Source organism: Kitasatospora paranensis, from assembly GCF_039544005.1.
Lineage (GTDB): Bacteria > Actinomycetota > Actinomycetes > Streptomycetales > Streptomycetaceae > Kitasatospora > Kitasatospora paranensis.
In genome coordinates, this window is sequence record NZ_BAABKV010000001.1 from 6328553 (window position 1) to 6342427 (window position 13875).

At 74.1% G+C, this 13875-nt stretch carries 11 protein-coding genes and 2 pseudogenes; 8 read left to right on the top strand and 5 right to left on the bottom strand.

Annotated elements, in window-relative coordinates; genetic code table 11:
• Positions 1–307: 307 nt before the first annotated feature.
• The 5 genes and pseudogenes from ABEB13_RS30070 to ABEB13_RS30090 form a co-directional block, all read left to right on the top strand.
• Positions 308–2089 (top strand): annotated as a pseudogene (locus ABEB13_RS30070) (sensor histidine kinase); the annotation flags it as partial.
• 850 nt (positions 2090–2939) lie between these two features.
• A complete protein-coding gene (locus ABEB13_RS30075; protein WP_345709873.1) occupies positions 2940–3377 on the top strand; it encodes a roadblock/LC7 domain-containing protein in 438 nt (145 codons plus the stop codon).
• 89 nt (positions 3378–3466) lie between these two features.
• Positions 3467–3775: pseudogene (locus ABEB13_RS30080) on the top strand (DUF742 domain-containing protein); the annotation flags it as partial.
• A gap of 5 nt (positions 3776–3780) precedes the next feature.
• Positions 3781–4347: a GTP-binding protein gene (locus ABEB13_RS30085; protein WP_345707969.1), complete on the top strand. Its 567-nt coding sequence runs from the start codon at positions 3781–3783 to the stop codon at positions 4345–4347.
• A 77-nt stretch (positions 4348–4424) separates the two neighbouring features.
• Positions 4425–5558 (top strand): FAD-dependent monooxygenase, encoded by a 1134-nt coding sequence (locus tag ABEB13_RS30090; RefSeq protein WP_345707970.1) that lies wholly within the window; start codon positions 4425–4427, stop codon positions 5556–5558.
• Between the two features lie 82 nt (positions 5559–5640).
• Here ABEB13_RS30090 and ABEB13_RS30095 read toward each other — a convergent pair whose 3' ends face one another.
• The 3 genes from ABEB13_RS30095 to ABEB13_RS30105 all read right to left on the bottom strand — a co-directional run bounded on the left by ABEB13_RS30095 (position 5641) and on the right by ABEB13_RS30105 (position 8752).
• Positions 5641–6402: a bestrophin-like domain gene (locus ABEB13_RS30095; RefSeq protein WP_345707971.1), complete on the bottom strand. Its 762-nt coding sequence runs from the start codon at positions 6400–6402 to the stop codon at positions 5641–5643.
• A gap of 62 nt (positions 6403–6464) precedes the next feature.
• The gene (locus tag ABEB13_RS30100; protein WP_345707972.1) at positions 6465–6851 is read right to left on the bottom strand and encodes a hypothetical protein; all 387 of its coding nucleotides are present in this window, start codon (positions 6849–6851) and stop codon (positions 6465–6467) included.
• A gap of 491 nt (positions 6852–7342) precedes the next feature.
• Positions 7343–8752: a family 2B encapsulin nanocompartment shell protein gene (locus tag ABEB13_RS30105; RefSeq protein ID WP_345707973.1), complete on the bottom strand. Its 1410-nt coding sequence runs from the start codon at positions 8750–8752 to the stop codon at positions 7343–7345.
• A gap of 452 nt (positions 8753–9204) precedes the next feature.
• On the opposite strand from ABEB13_RS30105, the gene ABEB13_RS30110 reads away from it, so the two are divergent.
• The 3 genes from ABEB13_RS30110 (at position 9205) to ABEB13_RS30120 (ending at position 12677) form a co-directional block, all read left to right on the top strand.
• Entirely contained in the window at positions 9205–10401 is a 1197-nt protein-coding gene (locus tag ABEB13_RS30110; protein WP_345707974.1) for a 4-hydroxybenzoate 3-monooxygenase, read from the top strand.
• 108 nt (positions 10402–10509) lie between these two features.
• Positions 10510–12216, top strand: a complete 1707-nt coding sequence (locus tag ABEB13_RS30115) for a methyltransferase (protein WP_345707975.1) — start codon at positions 10510–10512, stop codon at positions 12214–12216.
• A 134-nt stretch (positions 12217–12350) separates the two neighbouring features.
• Complete coding sequence (locus tag ABEB13_RS30120; RefSeq protein ID WP_345707976.1) at positions 12351–12677, top strand: putative quinol monooxygenase; 327 nt, start codon at positions 12351–12353, stop codon at positions 12675–12677.
• Positions 12678–12687: 10 nt separating this feature from the next.
• On the opposite strand, the gene ABEB13_RS30125 is transcribed toward ABEB13_RS30120, so the two are convergent.
• Positions 12688–13413, bottom strand: coding sequence for a glycosyltransferase (locus ABEB13_RS30125; RefSeq protein ID WP_345707977.1), 726 nt, complete (start codon positions 13411–13413; stop codon positions 12688–12690).
• A complete protein-coding gene (locus ABEB13_RS30130; protein WP_345707978.1) occupies positions 13392–13850 on the bottom strand; it encodes a glycosyltransferase family protein in 459 nt (152 codons plus the stop codon). Before ABEB13_RS30130 ends, ABEB13_RS30125 begins: the two co-directional genes overlap by 22 nt.
• Between the last annotated feature and the right edge of the window lie 25 nt (positions 13851–13875).

Consider the following 13875-nt stretch of genomic DNA (forward strand, 5'->3'; position numbering starts at 1 on the left):
AGTTGTGCGATGCAACCTCATGTGATGCGTCGGTAAAGGCGTTTCACCTGTTCAGGGGCTGTTTGGCAGCCAGGAGTGTTCGGTGTGACGCCTGGTGACGGCACCTCAGGAGCAGGGGTGCGTTTTCCCTACTGTTATACGGTGTGGCTAATATCCGTCCGTCAGAGTCCTTATCAGATTCGACCAGTTCCGAACGACTGGCGTCATCTCCAAGGAGAATCCCCTGCGCACGCGCGCGACTCGGCGGATCAACTCGGGCAGGCTCTCGCTCCGCGCGACCCTGCTCGTGCTGGCCATCGTCCCCGGTGTGGCGCTCGCCGCACTCTGGGCCGTCGCCAGCGGACAGCTCCTGCTCGACTTCCAACGCCAGGCCGCCCAGGGCCTCCTGGCGCAGAAGGCCGGCCAGCCGTCCAACATCGTCTACTACAGCCTCCAGGAGGAGCGCCGGCTCAGCGCCGAAACCCTCGCCCGGCACAGCGGGCCCGACGACGCGCTGCGGGCGCAGCGGGTCAAGACCGACCAGGCCATCGTCCAGTTCCAGACGCTCTCCGACGTCGAGGCCTCCGACGCACCCGCCGAGGTCCGCCAGGCGGTCCAGCGGGCCCGCCAGGCGATCGGCCAACTGCCGGCCCAGCGCACCCTGGTGGACGGCGGCGGCAGCGAGCAGCAGGCCGCCGTCTACCGGTACTACACCGACCTGATCGCGGTCGACCTCCAGCTCTTCTCGGCCCTCAGCCACGTCGACAACGGCCGGGTCACCACGCTCTCCCAGCCGCTGGTCGACCTGTTCTGGACCAAGGAGATGATCTCCCGGTCGGATGCCCTGCTCGCCCGCGGCTGGGCCGACGGCAGCCTCTCCGCCGACGACTACCAGCAGTTCCGGCAGTCCGTCGACGATCAGCCCTTTCAGTACGGCACCAAGGTCGCCCCCTACCTCGCGCCCGACGAGGCCGCGATGTGGCAGCGCATCGCGAACGGCCCCGCCTGGCAGACGAAGACCCGCCTGGAGCAGTCCCTGCTCAAGCCCGTGGCGGCCGACAAGTCCGGCCGGATCCCGCTGGACGGCGACCGGCAGGCCTGGCGCCAGGCGATGGACCAGCTGACCCCGCAACTCGTCGACCTGCTGGAGCACCGCACCGCGGCCGTGGTCGACGAGGGCAAGGGCAGCATCATGGACCTGCTGCTCAAGCTGGTGCTCACCACCGTCATCGGCCTGCTCGCGGTCGTCGCCGTGGTCATCACCAGCTGGCGGCTCACCCGCACCCTGCGCCGGCGGATCGTCCGGCTCCAGGAGCAGGCCAGGGACCTGGAACGGTCGCTGCCCGATGTCGTCGCCCGGCTCGGCCAGGGCGAGCAGATCGACGTCGAGGAGCAGGCCAAGGCGATCCCGCGCGACCCGTGGGCCCGCACCGAGGACGAACTCGCCGAGCTCGGCGAGGCGTTGAACCTTGCCCGGACGAGCGCCCTGCAGGCCGCCGTGGCCCAGGCCGAGCAGCACCGCGGCTTCGAGCGGCTGCTCCAGCGGATCGCCCGCCGCACCCAGCTCCTCATCGGCCAGCAGCTCAAGAAGCTCGACGAGCTGGAGCGCCGCCACGAGGACCCGGAGATCCTGGACGGCCTGTTCGACCTCGACCACCTCACCGCGCGCCTGCGCCGCTACGAGGAGAACCTGGTCATCCTGGCCGGCGGCACCCCGCACCGCCGCTGGCGCAAGCCCGTCCCGCTGCTCGACGTGATCCGCGCCGCCCAGGGCGAGGTGCAGGACTACCGCCGGGTCGTCATCGACCTGGACGGCAGCCCCTGGCTGTCCGAGCGGGCCGTCGGCCCGGTCGCCCACGTGATCGCCGAACTCATCGAGAACGCCCTGGCGTTCTCCCGTCCGCCGAGCCCCGTCGAGGTCCGCGCCGGACGGGTCAGCCGCGGCGTCGCGATCGAGGTCGAGGACCGCGGCCTGGGCATGGACGACGAGCAGCTCGCCGAGGCCAACGACCTGATGAGCCGTCCGCCGCGCACCGACGTGCTGGCCCGCGGCGACGACATCCGGCTCGGCTTCTACGTCATCGCCCGGCTCGCCGACCAGAACGGGCTGCGGATCGAGTTCCGCCAGTCCGCGTTCGGCGGGACGAGGGTCGTGGTGCTCGTCCCGGACGAGTTGATCGTCCCCGACCCGCTGGGCCGGCCGGTCGCCGTCCCCCCGCTGGTCGAGGCGGCCACCCTGCCCACCCGCTCCCGCGGCCGCGCCCTCGCCGGGGTGACCAGCCTGCCGACCCCCGCCCTCACCGCCGCCGAGCCCGGCCCGTACCCGGACGGCACCGCCTACCCGGACGGGGACCCGTACCCGTCGGTCGAGGGCCCCGGCCTGCCGGCCGACCCGTTCGCCCCGGCCGCCCGGCACACCGGCGGCGAGCCCGAGCCGCTGCCCGCCGACCCCTACGGCTCCCCGTACGGCGACAGCGGCCGCGGCGCGGGACCGGCCCACGGGCACAGCCCGTACACCCTCCCGGAGCCCTACCGGCCGGTGCCGGTCACGGCGGCCGACTGGCCCGCGGCGCCCCCGGTGCCCACCATCGAGCCGCTGCCCGCGGCGCCCCCGGTCCCCACCGTCGAGCCGCTGCCCGCGGCCGTGGTGCTCCCGGCGCCCGCCGAGCCCGCCCAGGCCGGGCCGGGCAATGAGCCGCCGCTGCCCCGGCGGGTACGCCAGGCCAGCCTGGTGGACGAGCTGCGGGTCACCCCGGCCGACCGCTCCGCGACGCCCAGGCCGCCCCGCTGGGACGAGAACCCGCTGTTCCGGCCGGCCCCCGACGGGCCGGAGCGGCGATCGGTGCCTTCCAGCGGCGCTCCCGGGCCGCCCGCACGGGCGACCTGCCGGCCGGACCGGGCGGTTCTCCCGCCGACGACACCTGGAACACCCCTCCCATCCCTACGAGAGAAGACCGGTCATGACGCGCACAACCGCCACCCACCAGGACCTGGACTGGCTGCTCGACGGCCTGGTGGACTCGGTGGCCGGGACGAGGAACGCCGTCCTGCTGTCCGACGACGGCCTTGTGGTGAGCCACTCCCGCACCATCGCCCGCTCCGACGCCGAGCGGCTCGCGGCCATCGCCACCGGGCAGCAGAGCCTCGCCCGCGGGGTCGGCCAGCTCTTCGAGGGCGGCCCCGTCCACCAGGTGATCGTCGAACTGGCCGAGCTCTGGCTGTTCGTCATCTCCGCCGGCCAGGGCACCCACCTGGCGGTCGTCGCCTCCCAGGAGGTGGACGCCGAGGTCATGTCGCTCGCCATGCACAACCTGGTGCAGCAGGTCGGCCAGAAGCTCAGCACGCCCGTCCGCGGCGACTTCGACGCCTTCGGCGCCCGCGGCGGGCAGCGCGGGTGAATCCGGACTGGGACGAGGACGACGGCGACGCCGCCGACGGCATGGTCCGCCCGTACACGATCACCCGCGGGCGGACCGCGCCGGAGCGCGACGACTTCACCCTCATCACCCTGCTCACCACCGCCCAGGACCCTCGGGACGCCTACGGTGCGCCCGTCCGCCCGGGCAGGCTCCAGCCCGAGCACCGGGCGATCCTGGCGCGCTGCCGCCGCTCCGCGGCGGTGGCGGAGGTCGCCGCCGACATCGACCTGCCGGTCTCGGTGACCAAGATCCTGCTGGCCGACCTGGTCTCCCAGGGCCTCCTGCTGGCCCGTGCCCCGCTCTCGGTGGCACGGGCCGCGGGCGGCCCCGACCTGGTCCTGCTCGCCGCCGTACGTGAGGGACTGAGGAGGCTGTGAACGAGATGACGACCACCCAGGCGGCGGCCGCCGTCAAGATTCTGATCGCCGGCGGCTTCGGGGTCGGCAAGACGACCCTGGTCGGCGCGGTCAGCGAGGTGGCGCCGCTGCGCACCGAGGAGTACCTGACCACCGCCAGCGTCGGCGTGGACGACCTGGCGGGCGTCGACCAGAAGGACACCACCACCGTCGCCCTGGACTTCGGCCGGATCACGGTCAGCCCGGAGCTGGTGGTCTACCTGTTCGGCACGCCCGGCCAGGAGCGGTTCTGGTTCATGTGGAACGACCTGGTCAACGGCGCGCTCGGCGGGGTGGTCATCGCCGACACCCGACGGCTGGAGACCAGCTTCGCCTCGATCGACTTCTTCGAGAGCCGCGGGATCCCGTTCGTGGTGGCGATCAACTGCTTCCACGGCGTCAACACCCGCTCCGCGGACGAGATCAGGGCCGCCCTCGACCTCGACCCGCACGTCCCGATGCGGGTCGGGGACGTCCGCGAGCGCTCCTTCGGCCGCGACGTGCTGCTCGCCCTCGTCGACCACCTGATGGCCCTGCCCGCCGCCGCCGGCTGACCCCGGCACGACGTCCCGCCCCACCGGCGGCCCGGCCTCCCCTGCCCGGCCGCGCCCGAACCCCGGAGAGAACAGACATGGCAACATCCCTGCGCGTCCTCGTCCACGGCGGCGGCATCGGCGGCCTCACCCTGGCCACCGCGCTCGCCCGCAGCGGCCACACCGTGGAGGTGGCCGAGCTCCGCGGTGAACTGGACGCCCTCGGCGTCGGCATCATCCAGCCCTCCAACGCCCTCCACGTGATGCGCGAGATCGGTGTCCTCGACGCCTGCCTCGCCGAGGGCTTCGAGTGGGAGGTGCTCACCATCTGCGACCCGGCCGGCGGCACGCTGGCCAAGATCCCGCAGCCGCGGATGGACGGCGCCCCCGCCAACAACGGCATCCCGCGGCCCGCGCTGGCCCGGGTGCTCGGCGCCGCGGCCACCGCCGCCGGCGCGGTCATCCGCTTCGGCACCACGATCACCGAGCTCGCCGCCGACGACGACGGCGTCGACGTGACGCTCTCCGACGGCTCCGCCGGCCGGTGGGACGTGGTGGTCGGCTTCGACGGCATCGGCTCGCCGCTGCGCACCCGCCTGTACGGCGACCGCTACCGCCCCGAGTACACCGGCTTCGCCAACTGGCGGGTCACCGTGCCGCGGCAGAGCGGCGTCGAGGGCGTCGTCATGAGCACCGGCAACCAGGCGGCCAAGGCGCTGCTCACCCCGATCACCGGCGACCTGATGTACCTGGGCGCGGTCTTCGCCGAGGCCGAGGACTTCCGGCCGGACCCGGAGCGTGCCCACGAGCAGCTCGCCGAGCGGCTGGCGGGCTTCGCCGGACCGGTCGCCGAGGCGCTCACCCACGTCACCGACCCGGCCGCGGTGGTCCACTCGCGGATCTCCCAGGTGACCGTCGAGGAGCCCTGGCACGTCGGCCGGGTCGTGCTGGCCGGTGACGCGGCGCACGCCTCCACCCCGCACCTGGCGCAGGGTGCGGCGATGGCGGTCGAGGACGCGCTGGTGCTCGCCCGGTCGCTGGACGCCGCCGGGTCCGTGCCCGAGGCGCTGCAGACCTGGGAGGAGCGCCGCCGCCCGCGGGCGATGTTCGTGCAGGCGCTGTCCCGGGCCGTGCTCAAGCAGGAGACGGGCACGCCGACCACGGCGGAGGAGGACGAGCTGCTGAAGGTCGGCATCCCGGGCGCGGCCCACGTCCTGGTCAAGCCGTACTGATCCGGCACCGCCGGAGCGGAACGTACCGGAGGGGCCGACCCGCGCGCGCGGGCCGGCCCCTCCGCCGTGCGGTGGCCCGCGCTCAGTGCAGCGCGGGGAACAGGTCGAGGAACGGCTGCGTGGTCACCGAGATCCCGCGTCCGAACGGGTCGTCGAAGTCCCAGATCAGGAACAGCAGGAAGGCGATCAGCGCGCTGAAGGTGCCGACCAGGATCAGTTCGCGCCCCGAGCGCCGGATCTGCAGGGCGAAGACCATCCCGACCGTCACCAGCGCGCCCACGATCAGGCCGAACCACACCACGCCCGGCATGGTCGGGCCGACGTTCTGGCCGCGGGACGTCCGGGCCTCGTCGGCCGCCGCGATCCGGTCCATGATCGGCTGGTAGACCTGGGCCTCCAGGTCGGACTGCGGTGCCCGCGAGGCGACGTCCTGCCGCAGCTTGGCCAGCAGCTCGGTGCCGCGCGGCGAGATCTCGCCGTTCTTCTCCATGTACGACCACTCGGTGTCGACCACGAAGCTCACGTAGGCGTCGACGTCGCCGCGGACGCGGGCCCGGAAGTCCGCCGGATAGACCTCGGCGCGGGCGCTCACCTCGTGCAGGGCCTGTGCCTCGGACAGCAGGTCGTCCTGGGCGGAGCTGCGGGCCTCCCAGACGCCGGCGATGGCCAGGCCCAGCACGATCGCGTACACCACGCCGATCATCATCGTCATGTATTCGATGACGTCCGGTGTCTCGGACGGATCGTCGTCCTCGGTGACCCTGCGCTGGCGCAGCACCACCACGGCGACCATGACCGCGCAGGCGGCCGACATGGCGATCGCCAGGGCGAGCCACTCCGACATGACAACTCCTGTTCACTGCTGGATCGTTTCGTCTGACGGCGGCTGGTCGACCGGCCCTCCGCTCAGGAGCGGCCGCCGCCGCGGGCGGCCCGGCTGCGCACCTTGAAGGCCGCCGCGGACAGGACGGCCGGCACGGTGACCAGCATCATCGTGGTCACCGGGGTGTTCTGCCGGTGCCGCGTGGGCGGCGGGGCCGGCCGGTTCGGCGGGACCCAGAGCTTGTGCGGCGTGGGTGCGGGGGTGCGGGCGGTGGCACCACGACGGCGGGCGGCGCCGTTGTTCGCGTGGGGGGCGGTCCGGGGACGGGCGTGGGTGCCGGTGGCGCGGGTGCGCGCGGGGTCGGCCTGGGCGGCGCCGGGGGCGGCGTCGGGGTCCGCACCGGGGTGGGTGTGGGCGTGGGGGAGGGCGTCGGCGTGGGGGAGGGCGTCGGCGTGGGCGTGGGAGGGCACGGCGACGGCTTCGGCGGCGGGCAGGGGTGCGGCGGCCGCGGCGGACGCCCGGGGTGTCCGGGACGCCCTGGGTGACCCGGATGCCCGGGGTGCCCGGAGCGCTCCGGGTGCGGGCCGTGCGACAGCCCTTCCGCACCGCCGAACCACACCTCGGTGGAGGTGTCCACCGAGACGTCGACGTGCCCCCGGAGACCTCGATCCCGATCGAGAGACAGTTCTCGACCCCCAGGTCGGGCCCGCCGTGCGCGGGCCCGAGCGCGCCGGCGGAGGCCGCCGCCGCGCCGGTCAGCGCGGTGCAGGCGGCGGAGGCACCGAGCACCGCCCCGGCCAGCCGGATGCGGCGGCCGGGTCGCGGGGACGGTCCGGACATGGGGTGCGGGGGCCTTTCCTCGGGCCTGCGGGAGCTGGACGAACCGTCGGGCGGTGCCTGGGGCACCGCCCGACGCCACGTCAACCGGAAGATCATGCCGATGGTTACGGGTGCCGCTCCGTCAGCTGCGGCCGTTCGCGATCTCGACGTTCTCCAGCACACCGACCGCGTCCGGCACCAGGATGGCCGCCGAGTAGTAGGCGGTGACCAGGTAGGAGATCAGGGCCTTCTCGTCGATGCCCATGAAGCGGACCGACAGGCTGGGCTGGTACTCGTCCGGGATGCCGGTCTGGTGCAGGCCGATGACGCCCTGGTTGTCCTCGCCGGTGCGCACGACCAGGATTGAACTGGTGCGCTCCTTGGTGACCGGGATCTTGTTGCACGGCAGGATCGGCACACCGCGCCAGGCCGGCACCTTCTGGCCCTGCAGGTCGACGTGGTCCGGGTACAGCCCGCGGGAGTTGAGCTCCCGCCCGATGGCCGCGATCGTCCGCGGGTGGGCGAGGAAGTACTCGGAGTCGCGTCGGCGGCTGAGCAGCTCGTCCAGGTCGTCCGGGGTCGGCGGGCCGGAGTGGGTCTGGATCCGCTGGTCGAAGTCGGCGTTGTTGAGCAGGCCGAACTCCGGGTTGTTGATCAGCTCGTGCTCCTGGCGCTCGCGCAGCGCCTCGATCGTCAGCCGCAACTGCTGCTCGATCTGGTTCATCGGCTGGTTGTAGAGGTCGGCGACCCGGGTGTGCACCTTGAGCACGGTCTGCGCGACGCTCAGTTCGTACTCGCGGGGCCGCAGGTCGTAGTCGACGAAGGCACCGGGCAGCAGGACCTCGCCGGTGTGGCCGGCGGACATCGCGATCTCCGCCTCGCCGCGCTCGTTCTGCCGCTGCTGTGGCAGCGCGCTGAACTCGGCCAGGTGCGCCCGCAGCGCGGGGGAGCCGTCCAGTACGGCCTCGAACTCCCGGCGGGAGAGGGAGAGGACGGTGCCGGCGGTGGCCGACTTCGCGGTGTACTCCCAGAGCGCGTCGGCGTCGAGCAGGGCGTTCTCGCCGAAGCGGTCGCCGTCGCCGAGGACCTCCACCACCGAGGAGTCGCCGTACCGGCCGGTGCCGATCTGGTTGATCTTGCCGTGGGCGATCAGATGGATGTGCTCGGACCGGGTGCCCGCCTCGACCAGCACCTCGCCGGGGCCGAAGTCGCGCTGGACGCAGCGGTCGGCCAGTGCGGTCAGCACGTCGACGTCCTCGAAGCCGCGCAGCAGGGCGAGCTCGCCCAGCTCGCGCGGGATCACCCGGATCTCGGAACCGGTCTTGATGAACTCGATCCGGCCGTCACCGACGGTGTAGGTGAGCCGGCGGTTCACCCGGTAGGTGCCACCCGACGTCTGCACCCAGGGCAGGATCCGCAGCAGCCACCGCGAGGTGATCTCCTGCATCTGCGGGGCGGACTTGGTGGTCGTGGCGAGGTTGCGGGCTGCAGCCGTGGCAAGGCTGGACTGCTGCTGCACCTGCGGTGCCTCCGGGCTCGCGTCCACGGACATCGGCAGGGTACTCCTTCGTCAGGGTGGTTCTCGGCGCCCCCACCGTGAGCTGGCGGAGCGTCATATCCGTTACGACAAAAAGAAGATGGCGACTCGGCGCAGACCGGCCCGCCCAGCACTGAACACTAGATCGCCGAGCCGCCGATCGACCGGCCGGAGCAGCGCCTGCCACCCCATCAGGTGAAAATGGCCGCCGCGGGGATTGATCGACGATCACCGGCCGCGGACCTGAACGCTCAAGATCGGACAGGACCGGAGCCGGCCGTCCGAGGAAGCCGGACCCGATCAGGTGTCCGACGCTCCGTGAAACTCTCCGTCCGGCCCCGTCGTTCACCCGCCTGGAGTGCGCCGGTTACCCGCCTGCGGCGCGGTCCTGATAGGAAGTCGATCGAGCACAGTCAGAGCCGGGGAGTGGTGCGCGCCGCGATTCCGCGCGCACGAGGGGAGGTTCGGTGGACCGCGTCACCGAGGAGAGCACGACCGTCACGATCATCGGGGCCGGCCCGGCCGGGCTGGTCCTGGCCAACCTGCTGGCCGCCGCGGGCATCGCATGCACCGTCGTCGAGCGCAGCAGCCGCGTCCACGTCGAGCAGCGGGCCCGGGCCGGATTCCTGGCCGCCAACACCGTCCGGGTGCTCACCGGGGCCGGCCTCGCCGACGGGCTGCTCAAGCACGGCCGGCGGCACGACACCTGCGCCTTCCGCACCGCGTCCGGCGAGTTCGAGCTGGCGTACGGCGGCCTGGGCCGCGGCGAGGTGCACACCGTGTACCCGCAGCAGGACCTCGTCCGCGACCTGGTGGCCGCGTTCCTCGACCGCGGCGGCGACCTGCGCTTCGAGACCGCCGCCGTCGCCGTGGACGGCCTCGGCACCGACCGTCCCGCCGTCACCACCCGCGGCCCGGACGGCGCGCTCCGGCGGCTGTCCGGCCGCTTCGTGGCCGGCTGCGACGGCCGGCACGGCATCGCCCGCACCGCCGTCCCGGCCGGTGCCGTCCGCCGCTACCGGCGCGACCACGGCGTCTCCTGGCTGGCGCTGCTCGCCGCCGCGCCGCAGAGCATGGCCGCCGTCGCGTACGGCGTCCACCCGGACGGCTTCGCCGGGCACATGGCCCGCACGCCCGACGTCACCCGCTACTACCTCCAGTGCCCGCGCGGCGACGACCCCGCGGCCTGGACGGACGACCGGATCTGGACGGCCCTCGGCGCCCGGCTGCGCGCCGACCGGCACGGCCCGCTGCACCGCGGGGCGATCCTGGAGCGCCGGGTGGTCGACATGGGCTCCGACGTGCTCGACCCGATCCAGTACGGCCGGCTCTTCCTGGTCGGCGACGCCGCCAGCCTGATCAGCCCGTCCGCGGCCAAGGGCGCCAACCTCGCCGTCATGGAGGCCGAGCTGCTCGCCGCCGCCCTGACCGCCCTGCTCGACGGCGGCGACGAGCGGCCGCTCGCCCGGTACTCCGCCGACTGCCTGCCCCGCATCTGGCGCGCCCAGGAGTTCTCGCACTGGATGATCAACCTGCTGCACGGCCCCGCCGGGGACGGCGAGGAGGCGGTCTTCCTGCGCGCGCTGCAGCAGGCCCGGCTGGAGAGCCTGCAGACCTCGCGCCGCCACCAGGACCACTTCGCCGAGAACTACGTCGGCATCTGACGGATCGTCACCACCCCGTCCGTCCCGTCCCGTCCGCCCACGCACCCGTCCGACCGTCCACCCGCCCGACCGACCGCCACACGTCACCATCACACGGGGGTACCACCGATGGCCGCACCGCTGGCCGCCGCACTGCTGCGCACCGATCCCGCCGACCTCGAACGGATCGACCGCGCCGCCGCCTTCATCCGCGGCAACGACACCGGCACCGTCCTCGCCGCGCTCCTGCCCGGCCTCGCCGGCCCCGAACGGGCCGCGCTCGCCGCCCACGCCGCCTTCACCCACGCTGCCGTCCTGGTCTTCCCGCCGTCTCTCGCCGGTCTCCGCGAGGAGCTCCGGGCCCGCGGGCTGGCGGTCGGCCCGGTCGCCCCCAGCGTGGTCGTCCGGGGCCGGCTCGCCCACCGCTACGGCCGGCCCGCGGCCTCGCTGGAGGTCGGCATCCTGCGCGCCCCGGTGACCGCCGCAGACGGCTCCGCCTGCGAGATCGAGATCTTCGCGCTCGCCGTGCCGCCCGGCTCCGGCCTGGACGCCGTCGTCGAGGGCGAGCGCCGCGACAACCACGAGGCCCACCTCGCCTTCGAGGTCACCGACCCGGACGCGGTCGTCCTCGCCGGGCTGCGCGAGACCCTGCTCACCGCCGGGCGGACCACCGCCGACGGCGGCGGCCACAACGCGCACGAGAACGCCACCGTCCTCTACTTCCGGGCCGACGCCGCCACCGGGCCCTACAGCCGCCTGGAGCTGAACGCCGCGGGTCACCACGCCGGCGTGCTCGCCGCGCACGGGCGCACCCCGAGCGGGCCCGCCGAGCAGCTCCTCACCCTGATGACCGGCGCCTGGGCCACCCAGGCGCTGGCGGTCGCCGCCGAGCTCCGGCTCGCCGATCACCTCGACACCGAGCGGCCGCCCGCCACCGACCGGCTCGCCGTGCTCACCGGCACCCACCACGACAGCCTCCGGCGGCTGCTCCGCTACCTCGCCGGCCTCGGCGTGGTCACCGCGGACGGGGCCGCCGAGGGAGCCGACGGCCCGGAGCGCTACCGGCTCACCCCGACGGGCCGGCTGCTGCGGACGGGCACCGAGCAGTCGCTGCACGCCCTCGCCCAGCTCTACGGCGGCCCCTTCTACCGGTCGTTCGGTGCGCTCGGCCACGCCGTCCGCACCGGCCGCGAGGCCTTCGAGGAGGTGTTCGGGGCCCACCACTTCCCGTACTTCGCGGCCCGCCCCGAGCTGGCCGACCTCTTCGACCGGGCGATGGCCGCGAGCGCTCCCATGTTCGGCCCGGTGGCCGACCTCGTCGACTTCGGCCGGGCGAAGGTGGTGGTCGACGTGGCGGGCGGCAACGGCGAACTGCTCAGCCGGGTGCTGCGTGCCCACCCCCACCTGGAGGGCGTCCTGCTGGAGCGCCCGCACGCCGTCGAGGCCGCCCGGACGACCATGACGAAGGCCGGCTGCGCCGACCGCTGCCGACTGGTGGAGGGCGACTTCACCGAGGCCGTCCCCGAGGGCGGCGACATCTACCTGCTGTCGCGCGTCCTGCACGACTGGGACGACCGGCAGTGCCTGGCCATCCTGCGGCGGCTGGCCGAGGCGATGCCGGCCGACGCCGAGCTGCTGGTGGTGGAGCGCCTGCTGCCGGAGGACGACAGCCCGTCCCTGGCCGTCCCGTGGGACGTCCACATGCTCTGCAACGTCGGCGGCCGCGAGCGGACGGCCGCCCACTACGGGCGGCTGCTGGCCGAGGCCGGCTTCGAGCCGACCGGCCGGGCGGACCTGCCGCTGGACGGCGCCCTGATCACTGCCCGGCGGGTCTGACCCGGTCCCGACCGGATCGGGCCGGACGGCGTGCTGCCGTCCGGCCCGGCGGTCCGGCCGTGCCCGGGGCGCCGGGTGTGCGACGCTCGGCACGCCGGGCGGCGGACGGACGCCGCCCCATCGAAGGGACCGTCATGATCTACATCACCGTCAAGTTCGCCGTCCGGCCGGAGTACCGCGACCGCTGGCTCCCGCTGGTCGAGGACTTCACCCGGGCGACCAGGAGCGAGCCCGGCAACCTGTTCTTCGAGTGGTCGCGCAGCGTGGACGACCCGGACGCGTTCGTCCTGCTGGAGGCGTTCGAGTCGGCCGCGGCGGGCGAGGCCCACGTGAACTCCGACCACTTCAAGGCCGCCATGGCCGCCCTGCCGCAGGCCATCTCCCGCACCCCGCAGATCATCTACGTCGAGGCCCCCGGCCAGGGCTGGTCGCCGATGGCGGAGCTCTCCCCGGCCGACTGACCCCCGGGCGTCAGTGGCCGGCGGCGAACTCCTCCAGGCGGGGCACGAGTTCGGCCGGGGACGGCAGGGCGGTGATCTCGGCGCGGACGGCGGCGGCGCTCTTGCGCAGCCGGTCGTCGTCGAGGAGGGCGTCGAGCAGTTCGGTGTCCACGGCGGTGTCCTCGGCGCGGAGGGCGAAGCCGAGGGCCGTCGAGGCGTCCGCGTTGGTGAAGTGGTCGGCGCCCTGCGGGAGGATCAGCTGCGGGATGCCGACCGCGGCCGCGGTCAGCATGGTGCCCGACCCGCCGTGGTGCACCACCGCGTCCGCGGACTCGAGCAGCTGGGCGAGCGGCACCCAGGGGAGCGGGCGCACGTTCGCGGGTAGGGTGCCCAGCGGTGCGAGGTCGGCGTCGCCGACCGCGAGCAGGAAGTCGGCGTCGACCCGTGCGGCCTGCTCGATGACCCGGGTGATGGCGCGCACGCCGTCCCAGTCGGTGAGCACGGTGCCGAGGGTGACGGCGACCCGGCGCCGCGGGCCGGGCAGGGCGAGTTCGGCCGGCACCGTCCCGCCGCCGTTGTACGGGACGTAGCGGACCCGCCAGCCGGTGCCGTCGCCGCCGAGCGAGGCCGGGACGACGTCCACCACGCTCCGCGGCCCGGGGCCGGCCAGCCCGCCCGCCCGGTAGTCCTCGGTGAGGGCGCCGGCCAGCCGGTCGGCCATCGAGAGCCCGGACATCACCCCGAAGTTGTGCACCACGGCGGGGATGCCGAGCTCGGCCGCGACCAGGGGGCGGCGGCGTCGAAGGCGGCGTGCACCAGGAGGTCGGGGCGCCGGCCCCCGGCGAGGGCGCGCAGGTTGTCCAGCGCCCGGCGGCCGTGGTTGGCGAAGCCGAGCGACGCCAGCCGCATCGTCTCCTCCTCCGTACGGGAGCCGGAGACGTAGCCGGGCTCGGTCGCCGCCGCATCCGCCGCGTGCCGGAACGCGTCGCGCAGGGTGCTGCCGTCGCCGACCTCGACCACCGGCAGCCCGGTGGCCCGCAGGATCTCGACCGGCTGCCGCCCGGCGAGCAGGACGTCGTGCCCGGCGGAGCGCAGTGCCTGCGCCGTGGGGATCAGGGGAAGAGGTGCCCGGCCGCGCCCGGCGCGGTGAAGAGGACTCGCACGGTGCTGTGCTCCCGTCGTGTGTCGGTACATCGTCAGCACCCGGTCGAACGAAGGG